Raw genomic sequence first — 24503 nt, 5'->3', positions numbered from 1 at the left:
GCGACGTCTTTCCTATATTATTGTGCGATTCCACCGGCTGCGAGCACCGCCAGCGTCACGAGGTCGGACGCGGTCGAGGCCATCGTTGCGACCTGAACCGGATTCTCCATACCGACCAGCATCGGGCCGATCACCGCGCCGCCGCCCAGTTCGCGCAGCAGCTTCGCCGACAGGTTCGCCGATTGCAGCCCCGGCATGACCAGCACGTTCGCCGGCCCCGACAGGCGGCAGAAGGGATAATTTTTCATCACCTTCTCGTTGAGCGCGACGTCGGGCGCCATCTCGCCTTCATACTCGAAGGCGGGCTTCCGCCGGTCGAGAATCGCCACCGCTTCGCGGATGCTCTCGAGCCAGCTTCCCTCGGGGTTGCCGAAGGTCGAATAGGAAAGGAAAGCGACGCGCGGTTCGTGCCCCATCCGCCGCGCGACCTGGGCTGTGCGTTCGGCGATGTCGGCCAGCATTTCGGCGGTCGGCCGTTCGTTGACCGTCGTATCGGCCATGAAGATGGTGTGATGCTGGTCGACGAGGACGTGGATGCCGAACGGCGTCTTTCCCTCGGCATGATCAATCACCCGCCGGATTTCGCGCATCGACTGCGAATAGGTTCGCGTCGTGCCGGTGATCATCGCATCGCCGAGCCCCATCTTGAGCAGCAGCGAACCGAAGATGTTGCGGTCGCGGTTGACCATACGCTCGACGTCGCGGCGGAGATAGCCGCGCCGCTGCAGGCGCTCGTACAGCATGTCGACCATCTGCGGGACATGCGGCGAATTGACGCTGTTGTGGACCTCGAAGCTTTCGGCGTCGGCGACGCCCATCGCGCGGAGCTTGTCGTGCAGTCCCTCGCGCCCGACGAGTACCGGGATGCCGTATCCGCCGTCGCGGAACTGGATCGCGGCGCGCAGGACCACTTCCTCTTCGCCTTCGGCAAAGACGACGCGCTTCGGATTGTTGCGCGCGGCTTCATAGGCAAGCGTCAGGACCGAGGTGGTCGGGTTGAGGCGCGCGCGCAGCTGGGTGCGATAGTCGTCGAGATTCTCGATCGGCCGTTGCGCGACGCCGGTCTTCATCGCCGCTTCGGCGACCGCCGCGGGCACGATTTCCATCAGGCGCGGGTCGAAAGGCGAGGGGATGATATATTCGGGCCCGAAACTCGACGCGCGTCCTCCGTAAGCGGCCGCGACTTCCTCGGGCACCTGCTGGCGTGCGAGGTCGGCAATCGCATAGGCCGCGGCGATCTTCATCTCCTCGTTGATCGCGGTCGCATGGACATCGAGCGCGCCGCGGAAGATGAAGGGGAAGCAGAGGACGTTGTTGACCTGGTTGGGGTAGTCCGAGCGCCCCGTGGCGATGATCGCGTCGGGCCGCGCCGCCCGCGCGTCCGGGGGCGAAATTTCGGGGTCGGGGTTCGCCATCGCGAAGATGATCGGCGCGGGCGCCATGTCCTTGACCATCTCGGGCTTCAGCGCGCCCGCGGCCGACAGGCCGAGGAACACGTCGGCGCCGACGAGCGCTTCGGTCAGGTCGCGCGCTTCGGTCGGCACCGCATGCGCCGACTTCCACTGGTCCATGCCGTCGGTACGGCCCTGATAGATGGTGCCCTTGCGGTCGCACATGATAACATTTTCGTGCCGGACGCCCATCGCCTTGATCAGTGCGGTGCACGCAATCGCCGCAGCGCCGGCGCCGTTGACGACGACCTTCACCGTCGAAAGGTCGCGGCCCGTCAGATAACAGGCGTTTATCAGGCCGGCGGCGGTGATGATCGCGGTGCCATGCTGGTCGTCATGGAACACCGGAATGTTCATGCGTTCCTTCAGCGCCGCTTCGATGATGAAGCAATTGGGCGCGGCGATATCTTCGAGGTTGATACCGCCAAAGCTTGGTGCGAGCAGCTCGACTGCCTCGATGAAGCGCTGGGGATCTTCGGTATCGACCTCGAGGTCGATCGAATCGACGTCGGCGAAGCGCTTGAACAGTACCGCCTTGCCTTCCATCACCGGCTTCGAGGCGAGCGCGCCAAGGTTGCCGAGCCCGAGGATCGCGGTGCCGTTCGAAATCACCGCAACCAGATTGCCCTTGATCGTATAATCATAGGCCTTCGCCGGATCCTCGGCGATCGCGTTCACCGGAACCGCGACGCCGGGCGAATAGGCAAGGCTGAGGTCGCGCTGCGTGGCCATCGGTTTCGATGCGACGATCTCGATTTTCCCGGGCCGGCCATATGCGTGGTAAAGCAGGGCCTCGCGGTCCGAAAACTGCACCTTGCTGCCGCTGTCCATTCTTTGTCCTCTCGAAATATCCACAAGATGCGCGCCCGAATATTTCCCCTAGCGCCGCCTCGCGAAAATGTAACCGGCAATGTTGCACGCCCGTGGCAGCGTATGACTGGACCATATCGCCGCTTCGGACGCGATATGGCTTCGGCGAAATATGACCCTATATCTCCAGTCCAGATGGAGAACAGGATGGCCGGGCAAAGCCAGTATCAGCTTTTCGAAACCGCAGTGGGGGTTGCGGGGATCGGCTGGACCGGTGCCGGCATCACAGCGCTGCGTCTGCCCGCAGCGACCGCGCCCGAAGCCGCTCGCGCCATGCTGCGCCGTCTGCCGGACGCGGTCCGCGGCCCGCCGCGGGCCGAAATCATGGCGGTCATCGACGCGGTGGTTCGCTATTATGCCGGCGAACGCATCGAGTTTTTCAGCGTCGCGATCGATTTGGGCGACCGGCCGCCCTTTTTCGCCCGCGTCTATGACCATGTGCGCAAGCTTGGCTGGGGCGAGACAACGACCTATGGCGCGGTAGCGCGCGCACTCGACGCGGGCCCCGAACATGCCCGAGCGGTCGGGCAGGCGATGGCGACCAATCCCGTTCCGCTGATCATCCCCTGCCACCGCGTTCTGGCCGCGGGCGGTGCGATCGGGGGGTTTTCGGCACCGGGCGGCGCGCTGTCGAAGGCGCGCATGCTCGAACTCGAAGGCGTGCCGGTCGCGCCGGTCCAGCAAGGGTTCGATTTTCAGAGCGGGCCCTAGGCGGCCACGGCTTCTTCGCTCCGGCTGGCGGCGGCTTCGAGCAGGCGCTTTTCCAGCGATTTCACGCGCGCCGCGCTGTCGATCTTGTCGCCGATCAGGTCGGTGACGTAGAAGGTGTCTACCGCGCGTTCGCCATAGGTGGCGACATGCGCGCTGTGTACGGTCACCTTTGACTGGAAGAGCGCATAGGCAAGCTGGTTGAGCAATGCGGGCCGGTCCTGCGCATTAACCTCGATCACCGTAAACCGATTGGATGCCTTGTTATCGACGAAGACGCTGGGGGCGATCCGGAAGGCTTCGGCGCGCGTGCGCGGGAGCGCGCGCGCCTCTAGCTTGGGGAGCAGTTTCTGGCGGTTGGCGAGCGCGTCCTCGATCGCGCGGGTCAGGCGCGCGATCTGTCCCGACTCCGCAAAAGGGCGCCCGAGCGGGTCCTGAACGAGGAAGTTGTCGAGTGCGAGCCCGTCACGCGTCGTATGGATGCGCGCGTCGATGATGTTGCCGCCGGCGAGGTGGATGCCGCCAGCCATGCGATAGAAGAGTCCCGGATGGTCGGCGGCGATAACCATGACGAGCGTCGCGCCGCGATCGTTGTCGGGTACCGCGGTGATGTGCAGCGGCGCGTCTCCCGCGTCCCGGATGTGGCGGAGATTGGCGACGATCACCTCGACCGGCTCGGCGATCCAGTAGCTTTCGGGAAGCGGCCTGATGAGTTTGGCGAACGCCTTTTCATCGAGGCCGAGCAGCGTTGCGGCGGCTTCCTTCTTCGCCTCGATCCGCGCCTCGCGTCCCTTTTGCTTGTGGCCGAGGCGCAGCACTTCCTCGGCCGCATCGTAAAGTTCGGTGAGCAGCTGCCGTTTCCAGCTGTTCCACACGCCCGGCCCGACCGCGCGAATGTCGACGACGGTGAGGACGAGTAACAGCCGCAGCCGTTCGGGGCTTTGCACGATCTGCGCGAAGTCGAGGATCGTCTTGAAATCGGCGAGATCGCGCTTGAACGCCGTCGCCGACATCAGGAGGTGATAGCGCACGAGCCAGGATACGGTTTCGGTCTCGGCCGCGCTGAGGCCGAGGCGTGGGCAGACGCGCAGCGCGAGTTCGGCGCCGAGCACACTATGGTCGCCGCCGCGCCCCTTGGCGATGTCGTGGAGAAGCACCGCGACATAGATGACGCGCCGCGAATGGATCTGGTCCATGATCGCGGTCGAGAGCGGATGATCTTCCTTGAGCCGGCCCTGCTCGATGTCGGCGAGGAGCCCGATCGCGCGGATCGTATGTTCGTCGACGGTGTAATGGTGATACATGTCGAACTGCATCTGCGCGACGACGCGGCCGAAGTCGGGGACGAAACGGCCGAAGACGCCCGCCTCGTTCATCCAGCGCAGCACCGTTTCGGGATCGCGCGGGGAGGTCAGCACGTCGAGGAACAGCTCGTTCGCCCGCGCGTCGCGGCGCACCGCCTGCGTCTCGATCAGCTTGGCATCGTGCCGCGCCTGCCGCATCGCCTGCGGATGGATTTCGAGGCCATGCTTGTCGGCGAGCGCGAAAATCTCGACGAGCCGCATCGGATCCTGTTCGAAAAAATCGCCCGAGGGCAGCGCAAGCCGTCCGCGGTCGAGCACGAAGCCATGGAGCTTTCCCGGCCGCCGCCGGATCGTCGGCAGGAAGCGCCGCCCGCGCGCCGCCATCTGGTCGTCGAGATGTGCGAGGAACGTGCCGGTGACGTCGCCGACACTTTTGGCATGGAGGAAATAGAGCTGCATGAACCGTTCGACCGCGCTCTTGCCGGGGCGGTCGGCGAATTTCATGCGGCTCGCGATCTCGCGCTGGAAATCGAAGGTCAGCCGGTCCTCGGCGCGCCCCGCGAGAATGTGGAGGTGGCAACGCACCGCGAGCAGGAAATTTTCGGCGCGTTCGAACTGGCGAAGCTCGCGTGCCGACATCAGCCCCGCATCGACCAGTTCGGGCACGGTGCGCACGCGGTGGATGAACTTGCCGATCCAGAAGAGCGCGTGGAGGTCGCGCAGCCCGCCCTTGCCTTCCTTCACATTGGGCTCGACGACATAGCGCGAATCGCCCATGCGCCTGTGCCGCTCGTCGCGTTCGGCGAGCTTCTCGGCGACGAAAGCCCGTGCGTTACCCGCGACGACCTCGGCGTCGAAGCGCGCCGACGCCTGGTCATACAGATCGCGGTCGCCCCAGATGAAGCGCCCTTCGAGCAGCGCGGTGCGGATCGTCAGATCCTCCTTCGCCGCGCGCACCATCTCGTCTAGCGAGCGCGAACTGTGTCCGACCTTCAGCCCCAGATCCCAGAGCGTATAGAGCTGCGCCTCGATCACCTGCTCGGTCCAGCTCGTCTGCTTGAACGGCGTGAGAAAGCCGATGTCGATGTCGCTGTGTGGCGCCATTTCGCCGCGGCCATAGCCGCCGACCGCGATCAGCGTGATGCGCTCGCCCGCCGAACGGTTGGCGGATGGATAGAGGTATCCGACGGTGAAATCATGGCTGAGACGGATGATCTGGTCGATCAGGAACGCGGTCGCATTCGCCGCGACGCGCCCCGACGAGGGCCGTTCGAGCAGACGCCGTTCGATCTCGCCGCGCCCGGCGTCGAGTGCACCCTTGAGCAGCGCGACCATCGCGCGGCGGCGCGTGCCGGTGTCGCCGCTTTCGGCAGCGATCATATCGAGCTGCGCCGCAAGGTCGCGGCGATCGATGATCGCGCGCCGCTGGTCGAGATTGTCGAACAGCTTGCTCATGCCTCGTCGGCCATCAGGCGCTTGAGCGTGTAGAGCGCATCGAGCGCCTCGCGCGGGGCGAGGGCATCGGGATCGATCGCCGCGAGGGCTTCGCGCAGCGCATCCTTCGCGGCGGCGGGGGCCTCGGCGAGCGTCGCGGCGAAGAGCGGCAAATCGTCGAGCCCCGCCGCGAGCCCCCCGGTCTTCTCGCGCCCCGCCTCGAGTTTCGCGAGGACTGCCTCGGCGCGCTTGACCACCCCGGCGGGAACCCCTGCAAGTCGCGCGACGGCAAGGCCGTAGCTGCGATCCGCCGGGCCTTCGGCAACTTCGTGGAGCAGTACCAGGTCACCCTGCCACTCGCGTGCGCGGACATGGTGGAGCGAGAGCGCGTTCAGCGTTTCGGCGAGCCGCGTCAGTTCATGATAGTGCGTCGCGAAGAGGCAGCGGCACTTGTTCACCTCGTGCACCGCCTCGACCACCGACCAGGCGAGCGCGAGCCCGTCGTAGGTCGATGTGCCGCGCCCGACCTCGTCGAGGATAACGAAACTTTGCGGCGTCGCCTGCGCAAGGATCGCGGCGGTCTCGACCATCTCGACCATGAAGGTCGAACGTCCGCGCGCAAGATTGTCGCTGGCGCCGACGCGGCTGAACAGCCGGTCGACGAGGCCGAGCTTTGCCGTGGCGGCGGGCACGAATCCGCCCGCCTGCGCGAGCACGACGATTAGTGCGTTCTGGCGAAGGAAGGTCGATTTACCGCCCATGTTCGGGCCGGTGACGAGCCAGAGCCGGTCGGCCTCGGACAGCGCGACGTCATTGGGAACAAAGCGCTCGCCTGATTTTGCGAGCGCCGCCTCGACGACCGGATGGCGGCCGCCGCTGACGTCAAGGCACGGCGTGTCAGCGAGTTCGGGGCGGCACCAGTTATGGCTCATCGCATGGTCGGCGAGCGCGGCGGCGACGTCGATCCGCGCGAGCACGTCGCACGAGGCGGCAATCGCTTCGCGGCGGCCGATCGCGGCGTCGGTGAGCGCCTCAAGATGTGCCGCCTCGGCGGCAATCGCGTGAACGCCCGCTTGCGTGACGCGGCTCGCGGCTTCGTGGAGGTCGGACGAATTGAAGCGTACGACCCCCGCAAGCGTCTGGCGGTGCGTGAAGCCCGATTCGGGCGCCATCAGCGCATCGGCATGCTTCGCGGGCACCTCGACATGATAACCGAGTACGCCGTTATGCCGGATCTTGAGCGAGGCGATCCCGGTGCGGTCGCGATATTGGGCTTCGAGCGCGGCGATCGCCTTGCGCCCGTCGCGCGCGGTTTCGCGCAGCGCGTCGAGCGCATGATCATAGCCTTCGGCGACATAGCCACCCTGCGCCGCATCGACCGGCGGCGTCTCGATCAGCGCGCGGGTGAGTTCGTCGACGAGCGCGCCATGGCCGTCGAGCCCGGGAAGCAGGCGCGCGAGCAGGGGCGGCAGGTCGGTGCGGCGCGCGAGATGTTCGCGCAACAGGCGGGCACCGCCGAGCGCATCGCGGAGCTGCGCGAGGTCGCGTGGCCCGCCGCGCCCCGCAACGAGGCGGCCCAATGCGCGCCCGGCGTCGGGCAGCGCGCGCAGCGCCGCGCGCAGCTCACCGCGCCACAAGGCATCGCGCGCAAGCGCGTCGACGAGGTCGAGGCGGTCGAGGATCGCCGCCTTGTCGGTGAGCGGGCTTGCGAGATCGTCGGCGAGCAACCGTGCGCCTGCTGCCGTCACCGTGCGGTCGATCGTCCCCAAGAGGCTGCCCTCGCGCGTTCCCGCCATCGTGCGGACGAGTTCCAGGCTTTCGCGCGTTGCCGCGTCGATGGCCATCCGTCCCGATGCGAGATGCCGCACCGGCGGCTGGAGGAAGGTCGGCCCGCCGGTGCCGACATGCTCGAGATAGGCGACGAGTGCACCCATCGCAGCGATCTCGCCGCGGCCGAACTGGCCGAAGCCGTCGAGCGTCTGGACGCCGAAGAAGCTTTCAAGCCGCTTTTGCGCGCCCGTGCTTGCAAAGTCCGACGAAGGCCGACGCACGACCTGCCGCGCCGAGGTGATCGGCAGTTCCCCGGCGCTCTCGCTCAGCAGCAACTCCGATGGCGCGAGCCGCGCGAGTTCGGCGTCGATCGCCGACGCGGGCACGGCAACCACCTCGAATCGTCCGGTCGAGATATCGGCGGCGGCGATCGCGAACTCACCTTCGTTCCCCACCTGCGCCAGTGCGGCAAGCCGGTTCGCGCTGCGCCCTTCGAGCAGGCTTTCCTCGGTCAGCGTCCCCGCGGTGACGAAGCGCACGATATCGCGCGCGACGAGCGCCTTCGACCCGCCGCGCGCTTTCGCCTCGGCCGGGGTTTCGACCTGCTCGGCGATCGCGACGCGGTGCCCGGCGCGAATCAGCCGCGCGAGATAGGATTCGGCCGAATGGACAGGGACGCCGCACATCGGGACCGGTTCGCCGCCATGTTCGCCGCGCGAGGTGAGCGCGATGTCGAGCGTGGATGCCGCGGCCTTCGCATCGTCGAAGAAAAGCTCGAAGAAATCGCCCATCCGATAGAAAAGCAGGCAGTCGCCCGCCTTGTCCTTGAGCGACCAATATTGCGCCATCATCGGCGTCGCGGCGGGGGCGGCGGTGTTGCTGTTGGCGGGTCGGGGAGCGGTGGCGGCCATCCGCCCCTGCTTAGTCATTGAGGGCGGCAAGGCAAGGACGAGCGGTGCAATGGCGGCATCGGGTGGATAGGCGACAGGCAGCTTTGCACCAACATCCATTCGAAAGCGGACATTCGCGATGCGCGTCATCCAACGTGGATGGGCTCGACGGACCCCTTGGCCAAGCGCCATATTACGTCTTGGGGAACGGGCAAACCGAGAGCGTCTTCCTTGTCCAGATCAAGATACGCTCTTCGAATGAGGCGGCCGATTAATCCATGGGAAACGGCCCCTTCGGTCGCTACCGGCCGTCATCCGAAACGCGCGGTCCATTCAGGCGCTCGACGGCCCCGTCATCGCCGCGGCCGCCGCCAGCAACCCGCCATTGAAGCGCTGCGACAGCGCGGCATCGGGAATTGCGTTGAATGCGTGGATCGCGCCGGCATAGCTGTGCAGGTCGACGGGCACGCCCGCTGCGACGAGCCGGCGTGCATAGTCGAGATTCTCGTCAAAGAAGAGGTCGAGACTCCCCGTCGCGATATAGGCGGGGGGCAGGGCGGTCAGGTCCTCGGCCAGGCTCGGCGAAAACCAGCCGCGGCGGTGGTCGTCGGCCTTGTAATCGCCCTGCAGCGCGCGCCAGCCGAAGCGGTTGCTCGCGCGCGTCCAGATGAACTCGCCGGTCGTCGGATTGGCATAGGGACAGGCATCGCCGCCCGTCCGGTGGTCGAGCATCGGATAGGTGAGAAGCTGGCCCGCGATAGCCGGTCCGCCAAGGTCGCGCGCCATGATCGCGAGCGCCGCCGCGAGCCCCCCGCCCGCGCTTTCGCCGGCGACGACGATCCGGCCCGCGTCGAAACCCAACCCCCGCGCCTGTCCTGCAAGCCATGCGAGCGCCGAATGGCAATCTTCCTGCGGCGCGGGAAAGGGATGTTCGGGGGCGAGGCGATATTCGACCGACGCGACCGGCACACCCGCGGAGGCCGCGAGCAGCGCGGGTCCGGCCTGCATCTGTTCGACCGACCCCATCACCATGCCGCCGCCATGGATGTGCAGGATCGCGCCGCCGCCGGGGCGTGTTTGGGCGGGACGGTAGAGGAATACCGGGATGTCGGGTCCGCCGTGAATCGACGGCACGGTCAGTCGTTCAGGGGAGATCACCGGCGGGGGCAGGATCGAATAGGTCTCCGCCGCCTTGGCGCGAATCTGCGCGATCGGCGCCGCGTCGAGGTCGACCCGTGGAAACAGGTCGATGATCGGCGCGATCTCGCGATCGACAAGGTGGCGGGTGTCCATATCAAATGCTCCCTTTCATCCTGCCGAGCGGGCGGATCATCCTCGCAGCGTTGCTCCCACCTTCGCCGCCGCGGCGACCAGCTTGTCGGCGATCGCCTTCAATTCGGCATCGGTGAAGCTTTTCTCGGTCGGTTGCAATTCGACCTCGACCGCCAGGCTCACCTGCCCCTCGGGCACGCCTGGCCCGGCAAAGCGGTCGAACAGCCGCGCATCGACGATCGCCGCCTTGTCGGCGCCGCGGATCGCGCGCACCAGCTCGGCGGCGGTCAGGCCCGTGGCTGCGAGGAAGGCGAAGTCGCGGCGCACCGATTGCAATGCCGGGGGTGCGAAGGCGGCGCGGGCGGGGCCGCTCGCGCGCTTCGCGGGAATCGCATCGAGGAAAATCTGCACCGCAATCACCGGGCCGTCGACGTCGAAGGCGCGAGTCAGCGCGGGGTGGAGCGCGCCGAATTCGGCGAGCACCGCCTTGGGACCGAGCCGCAGCGTCGCCGACTGGCCGGGGTGCCAGATGTTGCCGATCGCGACGGCTTCCATCACCTGCAGCCGGTCGGCGGGCGCGCCCGCGGCTTCGAGCAGCGCCAGCGCTGCGGTCTTGGCGTCGAACGCGTCGAACGGCGCGGCCTTGCCCGCCTGCCAGCCGCGCGCGCGCTTGTTGCCCGCCATCAGGATCGCCAGCGTGGGATGTTCGGCGCCCGTCAGGTAGCGTCGCCCGATCTCGAACAGGCGGATGCTCTCCGCGCCGCGGTTCTGGTTGCGCGCCGCCGCGCCGAGCAGGCCGGGCAGCAGCGACGGGCGCATGACTTTCAGATCTTCACTGATCGGGTTGGCGAGGCTCCACGCGCCGCCGCCGAAGGGCGCCGCATCGGCCTCGCTGATGAACGACCAGGTGACGGCTTCGTGGAAGCCCGCGGCGGCGGCGCCGCGGCGCAGGCGGCGTTCGGTCAGCTGTTCCGGGGTCGCGGTCGGCTTTGCCACCCCGTCGGCGCGCGGCAGCGGCACCGACGCAATCGCGTCGAAGCCCGTGATGCGTGTGACTTCCTCGACAACGTCGGGCGCACCGTCCATGTCGCGGCGCCAGCTCGGCACCGACACCAGCCAGCGGCCGCCCTGCTCGATCACGCCGAAGCCGAGCGCGGCGAGGATGTCCTTCTGCCGCTCGGGCGCGATGGCGATGCCGCCCAAAGTCGCCGACAGCGCGGGGTCGTAATCGATCGTCCTGACTTCGGCCGGCGGGGTGCCCGCGCGCGTCACCGTCGACGGATTGCCGCCGCAGATATTCAGGATATGCGCCGTGACGATCGCGGTCGCATCGTCGAGGAAGGCCGGATCGACCCCGCGTTCGAAACGGCTGCGCGCATCGCTGGTCAGGCCGAGCGCCTGGCCCGTCAGCGCGATGCGCTCGGGGGTGAAATAGGCAATCTCGATGAGGACGTCGGTCGTCGTCTCGCTGCATCCCGAATGTTCGCCGCCCATGATGCCGGCGATGTCGTGGACCTCGCGCTCGTCGGCGATCACCGTCATCGTGTCGGTGAGCACATATTCCTTGCCGTTCAGCGCGGTGACGGTCTCGCCGTCCCTCGCGCGCCGGGCGACGAGCGCGCCGGTCAGCTTGGCGCGATCATAGATATGGTTCGGGCGGCCGAGGTCGAACATCACATAATTGCTGATATCGACGAGCGCCGAGATCGAGCGCTGGCCGACCGCTTCCAGACGGCGGCGCATCCATTCGGGCGCGGTGCCGTTGGTGACGCCGCCGATCGTGCGGCCGAAGAAGGCGGGGCAGGCTTCGACATCGTCGGTCCGGATTTCGGTCGCGGGGGCGCTTGTCCCGATGATCGTCGGGACCTCGAGCGGTTTCAGCGCGCCGAGCCCGGCGGCGGCGAGGTCGCGCGCGATCCCGCGCACGCCCATGCAGTCCTGCCGGTTCGGCGTGATCGAGATGTCGACCACCGGATCGCTCGCGCCCGCATAATCGGCGAAGGGCGTGCCGACCGGCGCGTCGTCCGGCAGCTCGATGATCCCGTCATGGTCGTCGCCGAGCTCAAGCTCGCGCGTCGAGCACATCATGCCGTTCGATTCGACACCGCGCACGGCGGCGACCTTCAACTCCATGCCGTTCGCCGGCACGACCGCGCCGGGCAGGCCAAGCACGCCGATCAGGCCTGCGCGCGCATTGGGGGCCCCGCAGACGACGGTGAGCGGCACGCCGTCGCCGCTATCGACGGTCAGCACCTGCAGCTTGTCGGCCTGCGGATGCTTCTCGGCGGTCAGCACCTTCGCGACGCGGAAGCCGGCCAGCTTCTCGGCCGGATTCTCGACGCCTTCGACCTCGTGGCCGATGCGATTGAGCGTCGCGACGACGTCGGCGACCGAATAGTCGCCGTCCAGATGTTCGCGGAGCCAGTCGAGGGTGATCTTCATGCCGAAATCCCCCCGCTGAGCGTGGGGACATTCAGCGCGCCGAACCCGTAGTGCGCGAGCCAGCGGAGATCGCCGTCGAAGAAGGCGCGCAGGTCATCCATGCCATATTTGAGCATCGCGAGCCGATCGACGCCGACACCGAAGGCGAAGCCCTGCCATTCGTCGGGATCGAGCCCGCAATTGGCAATCACGCGGCGGTTGACCATACCGCTGCCAAGCAGCTCCATCCACGCATGGCCCTCGTCGTCGCCATTGCCGCCGACGATGCGGCGGCCCTTTTCCTGTTTATAGCCGACATCGACCTCCGCCGACGGTTCGGTGAAGGGGAAATAGCTCGGGCGCAGCCGCAGCACGATGTCGTCGCGCTCGAAATAGGCCTTCAGGAACGTCTCAAGCGTGTATTTGAGGTGCCCCATATGGACGTCGCGATCGATGACGAGACCTTCGACCTGATGGAACATCGGCGTGTGCGTCGCATCGCTGTCGCTGCGATAGACGCGGCCGGGCGCGATGATGCGGATCGGCGGCTCCTGCGACATCATCGTGCGGATCTGCACCGGCGAGGTGTGCGTGCGCAGCAGCATCGCGCGGCCTTCGGCGTCCTTGTCGGGGAAATAGAAGGTGTCGTGCATCGCCCGCGCCGGATGCGTCTCGGGGATGTTGAGTGCGGTGAAATTGTGCCAGTCGTCCTCGATTTCGGGGCCGGTGGCGACGGCGAAACCCATGTCGGCGAAGATTTCGGCGAGTTCATCCATGACCTGCGAAACCGGATGGACGCTGCCGCGCGGGCCCGCCTCGGCGGGGAGCGTCATGTCGATCGCTTCGGCGGCGAGCTTGACGTCGAGCGCCTCGGCGTCGAGCACTGCTTTGCGCGCGGCGAGCGCGGCGGTGACGCTCTCGCGCAGGCCATGGATCGCCGGTCCCTGCACCTGCCGTTCCTCGGAGCTCATGCCGCCGAGCGTCTTGAGCAGCCCCGTGATGCTTCCCGCCTTGCCGAGCGCGGCGACGCGCAGCGCCTCGACCGCGCCCACGTCGGCCGCGGCTTCGATGTCGCCCAGCAATTGGGTCTGGATGGCCTCGATATCGCTCATCGTCATTCGTCCTGTTCCGGCGGCGCTGCCGCTGCCGGCCTTGTCTTTCCCTGGATTCGGTGGATAGGCGGCTGGCCGCGCGTCCGTCGTCCGCCGCTTGCACCGAAGGCGCCGCGCGGGTCAAGCCCGTTGGCGGAAAAGCGGCCCGCGCTAGCGCGCTCGCGCCGCCTGGTGCGCAATATCGGTCATCAGCTTGCGGAACAGCACGCCGCCTGCGGTGCCCGAGGTCTTCAGCGCGCGCTCGCAGTCGAGCAGGCGGCTCATCAGCCGCGCGATGCGCACCGAATCCCAGATATGAAGCTGCGCGGTTACCGCGTCGCGCTCCTTCCAGAAAATGCCGCTCGACCGCGCCGAGACAACGGTCGCGGGGTGCGCGCCGCCGTCGACTTCAGCGCGCAGGCGTGCCAGTGCGAGCGCACGGATCGCCAATGCGCGGATGATGCGGATTTCGGCGACGCCGACCGCCGCCGCCTTGGCGAGCATTTCGGGCAGGTCGCGCAGCTTCCCGCCGAGCGCGACGTTGATGCATTCGCTGACATCCTCCTCGTGCGTCGCGGCGCCCAGCGCAGCGATGTCGGCGGGTGTGACCTGCCGCTGGCGGTCGGGTCCGGCGTCGAGATAAAGCGCGATCTTCTCGATCTCGCGCCGCATCAGGGCCTGGTCGCCCGAAACGAGGTCGACGAGCAGTTGCACCTCGCCGTTCGCGATCCGGAGCCCCTGCTCCTGCGCCGCCGCCATCGCGATGCCGATGAGCGCGCGCCGGTCGGGCTGGTAGCAGATCGCCGCGACGGCATGGTCCGACCCCTCGACCAGCTTGACGAGTTTGGACTTCGCGGTGACCGACGCGCCCGTCGCGACGACCGGGTTGATCGCGGTTTCGGCAGCGAGCAGCGCCTCGACCGCGGCGAGGCTGTCGTCGCCGCTGCCCGAAAGTTCGAGCTTGATGATACGTGCGGGCGAAAAGAGCGACATCGACGCCGCTTCGGCAGCAAGTAGCGAGGGATCTTGCGCGAGCTGCGATCCGGTCAGGTCGAGCCGTTCGGCATCCTTGCCCGCAAGACCGATGAGGCGGCTTGCGACGGCTTCCATCGTGGCTTCGTCCGGGCCGGTAAGGAGCGTGAAGCGGACCGCGGGGTCGAGGCGCGTCTGGCGTTCGAGTTCGGCGGGCTTGACGCTTTTCATTGCCCGGCGGGTGCGGGTGTCGGCGCGGCTGGCTCGGCCCCCGGCTGGCCGCCACCGCGGTTCGCATAGACTGCGAGGCGCGCGACGATCTGGTCGGCGACGCCCGAGGCGAGTCGTTCGAGCGCGGTCGATTCGGCGGCGATCGTCGCATATTCGCTGCCGACCACGTCGATTCCCGCGTCCGAAAAGGCGGTGGCATCGAGCATCACCTGGCCCGATGCCGAATCGACGAGCTGATAGCGCGCGCGCAAGGTGCGCCGTTCGCGCGTCACCGTATCGTCGGCGCGGACGCCGAAGCCGGTGATCGAATCCTCGAGCCGGACATCAAGGCGGAGGCGCTTGCCCGCGCCCTCGCCGCCCTGCGTCGCCTGCAGCCGGTCGCGCAGCGCGTTGCGGACGAGCCAGCCTTCATGCCCCTCGATCGGCGCGACATCGACGTCGGCGAGAATCTGCGCCACCGCGCCCTTGCTGCCGTTCGCGTATAACGGACGCAGCCCGCAACCGCCGATGGTGAGCGAAGCGGCCGCGAGGCAGGAGACGAGAAGCAAGCGCATCAGGGTACGATATTCACCAAACGGTCGGGCACCACAATCACCTTCTTCGGCGCCGCTCCCGCGAGCAGCTCGACGATGCGCGGGCGCGAGAGCGCCGCAGCTTCGGTCGCCTGCCTGTCGAGCCCCTTGGCGATGGTCATCGTATCGCGGAGCTTACCCGCCATCTGGATCGCGATTGTCACCTCGTCATCGACGAGCAGTGCCGGATCGGCGACGGGCCATGCGGCATCGGCGATCATCGCGGCCGTGCGCTGGCTTGCCGGAAGCGCCGCCCACGCCTCTTCGGCGAGGTGCGGCATCATCGGCGCGACGAGCAGGATCAAGGTGCGGCACGCCTCGGCGCGCGTCGCCGAGGGCTTTGCCTTTTCGATCTCGTTCGCGAGCGCGTGAATCTTTGCCACCGCCTTGTTGAAGCCCAGCGATTCGATGTCGGCGGCGACGCCAGCGATCGCCTGGTGCAGCCTGCGCGCGAGGCCCTTGTCTTCGCCGCCGTCACCGACATTCTCGGTGTCGCCGAACAGCCGCCACAAGCGCTGGACGAAGCGCCACGCGCCCTCGATGCCCGCCTCGCTCCATGGCAGGTCGCGCTCGGGCGGGCTGTCGGACAGCATGAACCAGCGCGCGGCATCGGCGCCATATTGGTCGAGGATGGCGTCGGGATCGACGACATTCTTCTTAGACTTCGACATCTTGATCACGCGGCCGATATCGACCGGCGCGCCGTCGGCGATCAGCGTCGCGCGGTCGGCGCCGCGCTCGACCTCGTCGGGAGTAAAGAAGAGCGACGGCAGGCCTTCGCCCTGGGCGCGGCTGTAGGTTTCGTGCGTCACCATGCCCTGCGTGAACAGGCTGGCGAAGGGCTCCTTGATGTCGATCATGCCCAGCTTGTTCAGCGCGCGCGTCCAGAAGCGCGCGTAGAGCAGGTGGAGGATCGCATGCTCGATGCCGCCGATATATTGATCGACGGGCAGCCAGCGGCGGATGACCTCCGGATCGAAGGGCTTGTCCGCCGGCGCCGACGCGAAGCGCAGGAAATACCAGGAGGAATCGACGAAGGTGTCGAGCGTGTCGGTCTCGCGCACCGCCTCGCCGCCGCACGACGGGCACGCGACATGCTTCCATGTCGGATGGCGGTCGAGCGGATTGCCGGGGACCGAGAAATCGGCGTCCTCGGGCAGCACGACGGGGAGCTGGCTCTTCGGCACCGGCACCATGCCGCACGCCGGACAGTGGACGAAGGGGATCGGCGTGCCCCAATAGCGCTGGCGCGAGACACCCCAGTCGCGCAGGCGCCACACGGTCGTGCCCTTGCCCCAGCCCTCATGCTCGGCGCGCGCGATGATCGCGGCCTTGGCCTCGTCGATGCTCATGCCGTCGAGGAAATGGCTGTTCACGAGGCGGCCCGGGCCGGTATAGGCCTCGGTTCCGGTGAAATGCTGCGCGGTCTCGTCGCCATCGGCGATCACGCGATGGACGGGCAGCTCATATTTGTGCGCGAAATCGAGATCGCGCTGATCGTGCGCCGGGCAGCCGAAGATGGCGCCGGTACCATAGTCCATCAGCACATAATTGACGACCCAGACGGGCAGATGCAGCGCCGGGTCGAGCGGATGCTCGACCGACAGGCCGGTGTCGAAGCCGAGCTTCTCGGCGGTGTCGAGCTGTTCGGCGGCCGTGCCCTGCCGCCGGCACTCTTCGATGAACGCCGCGAGTTCGGGCGAATCCTTGGCGAGCTTCTCCGCCAGCGGATGATCGGGCGAAATCGCGGCGAAGCTCGCGCCATAGAGCGTGTCGGGGCGCGTCGTGAACACGTCGAACCCCGGCGCGCCGCCGGCCAGCCTGAACGAGAATTCGAGTCCCTGCGACTTGCCGATCCAGTTTTCCTGCATCAGCCGCACCTTGTCGGGCCATTTGTCGAGGCTTTCGAGCCCTTCGAGCAGTTCGTCGGCGAAGTCGGTGATCTTCAAGAACCACTGCGACAATTTCTTCTTTTCGACCAGTGCGCCCGAACGCCAGCCGCGACCGTCGATCACCTGCTCGTTCGCCAGCACCGTCATGTCGACGGGGTCCCAATTGACGTAGCTTTCCTTGCGCGCGACGAGCCCCGCGGCGAACAGGTCGAGGAACAGCGACTGTTCCTGCCCGTAATAATCGGGCTCGCATGTCGCGAGTTCGCGGCTCCAGTCGATCGCGAGGCCGAGGCGCTTGAGCTGGCCGCGCATCGACGCGATATTGTCGCGCGTCCAGCCGCCGGGGTGGACGCCCTTTTCCATCGCCGCGTTTTCCGCCGGCATACCGAAGGCGTCCCATCCCATCGGGTGGAGGACGTCGTGCCCGGTCATCCTTTTGAACCGGGCCAGCACGTCGCCCATCGCATAGTTGCGGACATGACCCATATGGATGCGCCCCGAGGGATAGGGGAACATCTCGAGGATATAGGCCTTGGGCCTGCCAAAATCCTTGGCGCCACTGTCGGTCGTGGCAAAGCTGTTCGCCGCCTCCCACGCCTGTTGCCAGCGGGCGTCGGCGGCGAGGGCGCCAAAGCGCGGTTCGCGGGTCATTCGTCGGTTACCCCGTTAGTCTGTCTGGGCGAGCGCGCGTCCGCGCCGCCGGATTAGTCCCTGAAGGCGCTGCGACGCAGGTCGCGGGCGCGGGTGAGGATGATTTCCTCGAGCTTCTGCACCGTCGCCGCCTGCACCGGCGCATCGACCCAGGCGCCGCCCTGCGACACCTGCCGCGACGCCGCGACGCGAAGCGCGTCGGCGCGCAGGTCCTGGTCGAGGATCGACACGGTGACCTTCATCCGCTCGCCCGGATTCGACGGGTTGGCGTACCAGTCGGTGATGACCACGCCGCCCGAGCTATCGGCCTGGAGCAGCGGCATGAACGACAGCGCGTCGAGCGAAGCGCGCCACAAATAGCTGTTCACGCCGATCGTCGTCACCTGGCTGGCGGCGAGGTCGGCGCGCGGCCGGTCCTTGTTCGCGCACGCCGAAAGGCCGAGCGCCGCAAGTCCGAGCAGCGCGAGCGTGGCCGGACGGCGACCGATCGTGACGCCGAGCTTGGCAGGGACGGAAAGCTGGGACATGCGGATAACACCTTATCTCTTTGAGCTCGTCCGAATACAGGAAAATCGGCCGCGCATAACGGAATTGCCAGCGTCTCTATCGCCCTTGCCGCCACCCTGCAAGCGCGGCAATTTCGGCCGCTCCGCCGTTCAGATTCTGGTCAGATTCGAAACGCACTGTGACGATCGCGCAACAATTTCGGCAAAAAGCGGAATCGTTGCAAAGATTTGGCGGGATTCGCTGGCATTATCGGGTCGGCGGTCCTATTTGACGAGTCGATTGGGGTTGGAGTCGCAGAGCAATGGCGCGGACGTCGCGACATTTTTGGAAAGCAGGTCTCACCGCTTTGGCGGTGGTTTCGCTTGCGCTGCCGCCGGCCCTTGCCGCGATGTCGAACGCCGACCGCATTCGCGACACTGCGCTTTCGGAAACATTGTTGGGCCAGTTCACCCCGGCATCGGGCGACGAGCGGCTGATCGCGCGCTATAACAAGATGTCGGCCGAACAGCGCGGCAATTTCAGCTTTACGCCCGCGCTGCCCGATCGGGCCCGTGAGAACCGCGCGATCACCGTCGTGATCCGCGCCCGCGACGATGCCTCGAGCGCCGCGCGAACCTCGGCGCTGGCGGCGGGACGTACCGCGCCCGTCGCGATCGCCCCGGTCAAATATAATCTCGGCGCGTCGGTCGGCTTCGAGAAGTTCGTCACGCCGTCGCTGCCGCGCGGCACCGATCTGCGCAACCTGCCGGTCGCCAAGGCGCCCGAACAGGACGAGAAAAAGTCACGCTTCGCCACGCGAATGGTGAACCGCCCAAGCGACCCGAGCGGGGCAACCGATCGCGTCACCGCTCCCGGCGAGGCGTCCGCGGTCGATGTCGTCAGCAGCTATCGCCTGACCAAGAATATCGATGTCACGGCGGGCGTGCGCTACAGGAGCGACGACCGCGTCGAGCCGCTCACCGATTCGCGGCGCGACAGCCAGGCGGTCTATATCGGAACCGCCTTCCGCTTCTGACGCACTCGGCGCTTCGTCGCCTTTTCATCCCATGCATCGATCGCCGCCCAGCCGGTTGCCATGTTGCTTGCGCGATTGAGCGCGCGCGCGCGGCGCGCGGTCATCCCGCCGAGTGCGATCGCCTGCGTCCCGGACAGGCGCGCCAGCCGCAACCACACCGCCCGGCCGAGCGCGGACGCGCCGGGATGCGAGCGGGTCGCATGCAGCGGCGAGATGAAGACGGCGTCGGCCCCGGCGCGGCCCGCGCGTCGCGCCTCGCGGGAATCGTGGACGGGCATCGTCACCCGAAGTCCCAGGCGGCGGGCTTGCGCCGCCGCCCATGCGGCGTCACGCTGGCGGAGGTGGACGCCCCCGGCACCCCAGCGCCACGCCCTGTCGGGTGTTCCGGCAAGCAAGACGACAAGCTTTCGCGCCCGCGCGGTGTACATCAGCCGCCGGAGCAGGCGCCAGCGCGGCCCGGACGCCAGCCCGTCGTGCCGGAAAACGACGCCGCTGCCAGGAGGAATCAACGCAGCCAGTTCGGCCAGACCCGTCTGCGCCCGTTCGTCACTGAACAGCCATTGCTTCGGCAATTTGCGGGGCAGGGGGTGGCGCGGGCGCATCACGCTTTCTATAGGCGCGTCGCGAGCGCGCGCAACGCGCGGGATGGAATGAGACGATGAGCGAAGCAGCCGACCGGTTGGCCGAAGTGCAGGAACATATCGCCGATGCGGCGAAGCGCGCGCAGCGCGAGGCCCGCGAAATCCGCCTGATCGCGGTGTCGAAGATGCACGACGCGCAAGCGATCCGCCCGCTGATCGCGGCGGGTCAGCGCCATTTCGGCGAGAATCGCGTGCAGGAGGCCGCCGCCAAATGGCCCGAGCTGCGCGCCGAAACGCCGGGCATTACGCTGCATCTGATCGGCCAACTGCAATCGAACAAGGCCGAGGAAGCGGTGGCATTGTTCGACGCCATCCATTCGGTCGACCGTTCGTCGCTCGTGCAGGCGCTCGCCAAGGCCTGCGAAAAGGCTGGCAGGCAACCGCAGCTGTTCGTCCAGGTCAATATTGGCGATGAGGAGCAGAAGGGCGGCTGCGCGGTCGCCGACCTGCCCGCGCTGCTCGCCGAGGCGAGGGAAGCCGGGCTGACGATCGACGGCCTGATGGCGATCCCCCCCGCCGACATCGAGCCTGCCCCCTTTTTCGCGCTGCTCGACGAACTCGCCATGCGCAACGGCCTGCCGCTCCGCTCGATGGGGATGAGCGGCGATTACGAGACGGCCGTGATACTCGGCGCGACGCATGTGCGCGTCGGCACGGCGCTGTTCGGGGCGCGGGGTTGAGGGGCCGCTAGCGACCGGCGGTTACCCGCAAAGATGTGTGCCCGGGCTTTCGGCGGGGTGCACTAGAGGGCGCTTCTGACTCCAAAGCGTTTCCTCCCTACTGATACTCCACCGTCACCGGGATCCGGCCCCGATAATCACCGTCGTCGAGCGCCGCGACTTGCAACCGGCCACCGAAGCGAAACCGCAACCGGCCGTCGGCGCCAAGGCGTGGCGCGGCCGACAGGTCGGTGACAAGGCCGGTGACGCGCGCGGTGCGGCCGTGGCCGCCTTCGAGGTCGACGCTCGCGGGCAGGATCACGCGCACCTCGGCGCCGGGTTCGCCGCGCACGGTCACGACACCGGTCAGCGCCAACCCGCCCAGATCGACGACATCGCCGCGCACGCGCCGCGCGCCAGACACCGGATCGAGCTCGACCTCGCCGCCCATCGCGCCGACGGCGAGGCGGCCCATGTCGAGCCGGGTTTCGACTTCGATACGCAGCGGCGCTTCGGTCTTGGCCGCCCCGCCGCTCGCCGCCTTGTCCTGTGTGCAGAGCAGGCATTGCGCGCCCGCGGAGGGCGCAATGCCGAAAGCCAGTGCAAAGCCAAAGAAAAGACGCAATTTCACATCCATCAGGATAGCCTCGACATGGTTAAGCGGCGGTAAAGCGAAGGCGGCGCTAATCGCTGGCCTGTTTCCCGCTTTTCGGCCACATGTGCGCGATGATCACACCCCTGCCGTGCCCCCGGCTGAACGCCCTCGCCACCGCGGTTCCGGGGCATGACATCCATCAAGCCTTTATCGAATGGGCGACGTCGCGGCTGGGCGACGAGCGTGTGCGCGCGATCTTTATCCGGATGGCGGCGCGGTCGGGGATCGACCATCGTTGGTCGGTGCTGCCGCCCACCGGAGCGGGCGGGTCGCCTGTAGCGGCGGACGGTTTCTACGACGTTCCCGGCCTGCCGCCCACATCGGTCCGTATGGCCGCCTATGCCGAACATGCGCCCGACCTCGCGATGCAGGCGATCGCGGGCCTCGGCGATGCGCTCGATCCGGCGCGCGTCACACATCTGGTCGTCGCGAGCTGCACCGGCTTCGTTGCCCCCGGCATCGACCAGATCCTCGCGCGGCGGCTGGGGCTTTCCGCGACGGTCGAGCGCGTTCTGATCGGCTTCATGGGTTGTTATGCCGGGGTCACCGCGCTGCGCACGGCGCGGCATATCGTGCGATCGGAGCCGGGCGCGGTCGTTCTGGTCGTGAGCGTCGAATTGTCGACGCTGCACCTCAGCCTGGCCGACGCGCCCGAACCGCTGCTTGCGATGCTGCAGTTCAGCGACGGCGCGGCGGCGGGAATCGTATCGGCGGCGGCGAGTGGTCTCGAACTGGGCGAAGGCCGCAGCCTTGCGCTGGATGATAGCGAAGAGCTGATCCGCTGGGACATCGGCGACAAGGGTTTCGAGATGACGCTGTCGGGTGAAGTGCCGGGACGGCTGCGCGAAACGCTCGCCCGTCCGGACGTCCAGCGCGAATTGTTCGGCGATGCCGGCGCGCCGCCGTTGCTCGCGGTCCACGCCGGCGGCCGGTCGGTGCTCGATGCGGTCGAACATGCGCTGGCGGTCGCGCCGGAGGCGCTCGGCGATAGCCGCGCGGTGCTCGCGCGTTTCGGCAATATGTCGTCGGCGACGATCTTGTTCGTGCTCACCGACATGATGGCGCGCGGCGCGCGCGGCGACGGACTTGCGATCGCTTTCGGCCCTGGCCTCGCCGCCGAGGCGATCCGGTTCCGGGCATGAACCCCTTCGCCAGCCTCGTGCAGCCGATCGCGCGCGAGGAGGAGATGGACGCGGCCGAGCTGTCGCCCGAACGCTATGCGAAGGTGCTTGCCGACCTGTCGCGGATCAACGCCCTGACGCTGGCGCCGCGCCCGACGCTGGGCTTCCTCGAACGGGTCCGCGCGCGCGGCATCGGCGCCCGGCCATGGCGAATCCTCGACGTCGGCTTCGGTGCGGGTGACATGCTCGCGCGGATCGCGCGCTGGGGCGAACGCCGGGGCATTGGCCTCGATCTCGCCGGGGTCGACCTCAACCCGAACAGCGAGGCCGTCGCCCGGGCGCGGCTTGGCCGGCGGGCGCGGCTCATCTCCGGCGACTATCGCGATCTGGCCGGACAGGGATGGGACATGATCATGTCGAGCCTCGTCAGCCATCATATGACACCCGTGCAGCGGACCGAATTTCTGCGCTTCATGGAAAGCGAGGCGGCATGCGGCTGGCTGGTCAACGACCTTCACCGCCACCGCCTGCCCTTTGCCGGCTATCCTTTGCTCGCGACGCTGGCGCGGGTTGATCCGATCGTGCGGCGCGACGGGCAATTGTCGGTCGGCCGCGGTTTTCGCCGCGCCGAATGGGCGGCGATGCTCGCCGGCGCGCTGCCTGACGTTGCAGGCGAATGCCGCATCTTCCGCAGCTTTCCCTGGCGCCTCTGCGTCGAGCGCATCCGATGACCGGGACCGACGCGATCATCATCGGCGCAGGCCCCGCCGGGTCGGCGGCGGCAATCGGGCTGGCGCGCAGCGGCGCCAAGGCGCTGCTGATCGAACGCGCGCGCGAAACGGGCGATGCGCTGTGCGGCGGTTTCCTGAGCTGGCAGACGCTGGCGCGGCTCGATGCGCTCGGGATCGGCGGGGTATCGCTGGGCGGGCAGGCGGTTCGGCGCGTTCGCCTGTTCGCAGGCCAGCGGCGGAGCGAAACGATGCTGCCGGGCGCGGCGCTTGGGGTGTCGCGTCATCGGCTCGATAGTCTGTTGCAGACCGCCGCGGTGGCCGCGGGCGCGGGGCTCGAACGCGGAGTTCATGCGACGGCGATTGGCGAAGGCGCCGTGCAGACGCGCGACGGCGGGATGCTGGCGGCGCCGTCAATCTTCCTCGCGACCGGCAAGCACGGCTTTCGGAGCTTTCCGCGCGAGCCCGCCCAATGGCAGCGAGGCGACCCCGTGATGGGGTTGCGGCTGCGGTTGCCCGCGCATCCCGGGCTCGAGCGGCTGGTCGGCGATGCGGTCGAGCTGCATCTGTTCGACCGCGGTTATGCAGGGCTGGTACGGCAGGAGGACGGCAGCGGCAATCTGTGCCTCGCGGTCCACAAATCGCGGCTCGATCAGGCCGGCGGCGATCCGGCCGGCTTGCTCCGGGCGCTGGGCGATACGCTCCCGCAGCTTGGCGAGCGGCTGGCGCACGCCGACTGGTCGCAAGACATCGATGCGATCGGCCATGTCCCCTATGGCTGGCGGACCGGCGAGACGGCGCGCGGCCTGTTTCGGCTCGGCGACCAGGCGGGCGTGATCCCCAGCCTCGCGGGCGAGGGCATGGGGCTCGCCCTGGCCAGCGCCGATGCCGCAGTGGCGGCGTGGCATCACGGCGCCGTCGATGCCGCGCCCCTGTTCCAGCGGCGTCTCGCCGCAGCAATGAAACGGCCGTTCGCGCTCGCCGACATCGTCTGGCGGCTCGGCGAAAACCGGAACACGGCCGGGGTCGTGACGAGCCTGGCGTCACTTTTCCCGTCGCTGGTGCGAATGACATCGCAAGCGACGCGCATCGGCTCGCGCTGATCGCCACCCCCTTGCGGTCGGGCCGCGCGTCACCGATATTGGCGACAATGGCGATGGCCGGACACGAGCCGTCCGAAGGAGATCCTCCATGACCGACCCGAAAACCGAAAAGACCCTCGACCCGATGGCGCATCATGTGCTGCGCGAAGGCGGCACCGAACGGGCGTTTACTGGCAAATATACCGACCACAAGGGCGACGGCGTTTATCGCTGCGCGGGATGCGGCACGCCGCTGTTCGACAGCCGCACCAAATATGACAGCGGGTCGGGATGGCCGAGCTATACCGCTCCTGCCGGCGAGGCCGCGGTCAGCGAGCATCATGACATGAGCCACGGCATGATCCGCACCGAAGTGCGCTGCGCGAAGTGCGAAGGCCACCTCGGTCATGTCTTTCCCGACGGCCCCGGGCCCGAAGGGCTGCGCTATTGCATCAACAGCGCGGCGCTTGACTTCGCGGACCGTGGGCAGGATGAGGCGTCAACCGGCGAAGATTGAACCCCTTCCCGGACTGACGCATCTGGGGCGCAGTGAGGGAAGGAATACG

General features: G+C 67.7%; 19 protein-coding genes. 7 read left to right on the top strand and 12 right to left on the bottom strand.

The features are described from left to right. Positions 1 to 17: 17 nt before the first annotated feature. Positions 18 to 2282, bottom strand: coding sequence for an NADP-dependent malic enzyme (locus VSX79_RS16930; RefSeq protein WP_326913931.1), 2265 nt, complete (start codon positions 2280 to 2282; stop codon positions 18 to 20). A 186-nt stretch (positions 2283 to 2468) separates the two neighbouring features. Here VSX79_RS16930 and VSX79_RS16925 point away from each other — a divergent pair, with 186 nt between their 5' ends. After that, the gene (locus VSX79_RS16925) at positions 2469 to 3032 is read left to right on the top strand and encodes a methylated-DNA--[protein]-cysteine S-methyltransferase (RefSeq protein WP_326913930.1); all 564 of its coding nucleotides are present in this window, start codon (positions 2469 to 2471) and stop codon (positions 3030 to 3032) included. Here the strand turns inward: VSX79_RS16925 and VSX79_RS16920 are convergent. From VSX79_RS16920 to VSX79_RS16880, 9 genes are all read right to left on the bottom strand, one after another. Next, positions 3029 to 5788: a [protein-PII] uridylyltransferase gene (locus VSX79_RS16920; protein WP_179497594.1), complete on the bottom strand. Its 2760-nt coding sequence runs from the start codon at positions 5786 to 5788 to the stop codon at positions 3029 to 3031. The two genes, VSX79_RS16925 and VSX79_RS16920, sit on opposite strands and share 4 nt — an antisense overlap. Next, complete coding sequence (gene mutS, locus VSX79_RS16915) at positions 5785 to 8448, bottom strand: DNA mismatch repair protein MutS (protein ID WP_326913929.1); 2664 nt, start codon at positions 8446 to 8448, stop codon at positions 5785 to 5787. The genes VSX79_RS16920 and mutS overlap by 4 nt, the downstream gene beginning before the upstream one ends. A gap of 312 nt (positions 8449 to 8760) precedes the next feature. Next, a complete protein-coding gene (locus VSX79_RS16910; protein WP_326913928.1) occupies positions 8761 to 9720 on the bottom strand; it encodes an alpha/beta hydrolase in 960 nt (319 codons plus the stop codon). 36 nt (positions 9721 to 9756) lie between these two features. After that, complete coding sequence (gene pheT / locus VSX79_RS16905) at positions 9757 to 12141, bottom strand: phenylalanine--tRNA ligase subunit beta (RefSeq protein ID WP_326913927.1); 2385 nt, start codon at positions 12139 to 12141, stop codon at positions 9757 to 9759. Next, positions 12138 to 13232, bottom strand: a complete 1095-nt coding sequence (pheS, locus tag VSX79_RS16900) for a phenylalanine--tRNA ligase subunit alpha (RefSeq protein ID WP_326913926.1) — start codon at positions 13230 to 13232, stop codon at positions 12138 to 12140. Before pheS ends, pheT begins: the two co-directional genes overlap by 4 nt. Positions 13233 to 13382: 150 nt before the next feature. Then, positions 13383 to 14414, bottom strand: coding sequence for a DNA polymerase III subunit delta (gene holA, locus VSX79_RS16895; RefSeq protein WP_326913925.1), 1032 nt, complete (start codon positions 14412 to 14414; stop codon positions 13383 to 13385). After that, a complete protein-coding gene (lptE, locus tag VSX79_RS16890; protein ID WP_179497588.1) occupies positions 14411 to 14968 on the bottom strand; it encodes an LPS assembly lipoprotein LptE in 558 nt (185 codons plus the stop codon). Before lptE ends, holA begins: the two co-directional genes overlap by 4 nt. Continuing rightward, positions 14968 to 17529, bottom strand: a complete 2562-nt coding sequence (gene leuS, locus VSX79_RS16885) for a leucine--tRNA ligase (protein ID WP_326913924.1) — start codon at positions 17527 to 17529, stop codon at positions 14968 to 14970. Before leuS ends, lptE begins: the two co-directional genes overlap by 1 nt. A 53-nt stretch (positions 17530 to 17582) precedes the next feature. Next, positions 17583 to 18056 (bottom strand): DUF3576 domain-containing protein, encoded by a 474-nt coding sequence (locus VSX79_RS16880; protein WP_179497585.1) that lies wholly within the window; start codon positions 18054 to 18056, stop codon positions 17583 to 17585. A gap of 332 nt (positions 18057 to 18388) precedes the next feature. On the opposite strand from VSX79_RS16880, the gene VSX79_RS16875 reads away from it, so the two are divergent. Next, entirely contained in the window at positions 18389 to 19051 is a 663-nt protein-coding gene (locus VSX79_RS16875) for a hypothetical protein (RefSeq protein ID WP_326915268.1), read from the top strand. Here VSX79_RS16875 and VSX79_RS16870 read toward each other — a convergent pair. Next, a complete protein-coding gene (locus tag VSX79_RS16870; protein ID WP_326913923.1) occupies positions 19024 to 19653 on the bottom strand; it encodes a thiamine phosphate synthase in 630 nt (209 codons plus the stop codon). The two genes, VSX79_RS16875 and VSX79_RS16870, sit on opposite strands and share 28 nt — an antisense overlap. Positions 19654 to 19709: 56 nt before the next feature. On the opposite strand from VSX79_RS16870, the gene VSX79_RS16865 reads away from it, so the two are divergent. Beyond that, positions 19710 to 20372, top strand: a complete 663-nt coding sequence (locus VSX79_RS16865) for a YggS family pyridoxal phosphate-dependent enzyme (RefSeq protein ID WP_179497579.1) — start codon at positions 19710 to 19712, stop codon at positions 20370 to 20372. A gap of 97 nt (positions 20373 to 20469) precedes the next feature. Here the strand turns inward: VSX79_RS16865 and VSX79_RS16860 are convergent, their stop codons facing one another. Next, entirely contained in the window at positions 20470 to 20976 is a 507-nt protein-coding gene (locus VSX79_RS16860; protein ID WP_326913922.1) for a DUF4402 domain-containing protein, read from the bottom strand. A 92-nt stretch (positions 20977 to 21068) separates the two neighbouring features. Between VSX79_RS16860 and VSX79_RS16855 the strand changes: the two genes are divergently transcribed. The 4 genes from VSX79_RS16855 to msrB all read left to right on the top strand — a co-directional run bounded on the left by VSX79_RS16855 (position 21069) and on the right by msrB (position 24454). Then, positions 21069 to 22148 (top strand): type III polyketide synthase, encoded by a 1080-nt coding sequence (locus tag VSX79_RS16855; RefSeq protein WP_326913921.1) that lies wholly within the window; start codon positions 21069 to 21071, stop codon positions 22146 to 22148. After that, a complete protein-coding gene (locus VSX79_RS16850; RefSeq protein ID WP_326913920.1) occupies positions 22145 to 22858 on the top strand; it encodes a methyltransferase domain-containing protein in 714 nt (237 codons plus the stop codon). Before VSX79_RS16855 ends, VSX79_RS16850 begins: the two co-directional genes overlap by 4 nt. Beyond that, positions 22855 to 23958 (top strand): NAD(P)/FAD-dependent oxidoreductase, encoded by a 1104-nt coding sequence (locus VSX79_RS16845; RefSeq protein ID WP_326913919.1) that lies wholly within the window; start codon positions 22855 to 22857, stop codon positions 23956 to 23958. The genes VSX79_RS16850 and VSX79_RS16845 overlap by 4 nt, the downstream gene beginning before the upstream one ends. An 88-nt stretch (positions 23959 to 24046) precedes the next feature. Beyond that, positions 24047 to 24454 carry a peptide-methionine (R)-S-oxide reductase MsrB gene (gene msrB / locus VSX79_RS16840; protein ID WP_179497571.1) on the top strand — a complete coding sequence of 136 codons (408 nt, stop codon included), beginning with the start codon at positions 24047 to 24049 and terminating at the stop codon, positions 24452 to 24454. Positions 24455 to 24503 lie beyond the last annotated feature (49 nt).

Source organism: Sphingopyxis chilensis, from assembly GCF_035930445.1.
Classification (GTDB): Bacteria; Pseudomonadota; Alphaproteobacteria; order Sphingomonadales; family Sphingomonadaceae; genus Sphingopyxis; species Sphingopyxis chilensis.
This window is presented reverse-complemented; position numbering and strand designations above follow the sequence as displayed.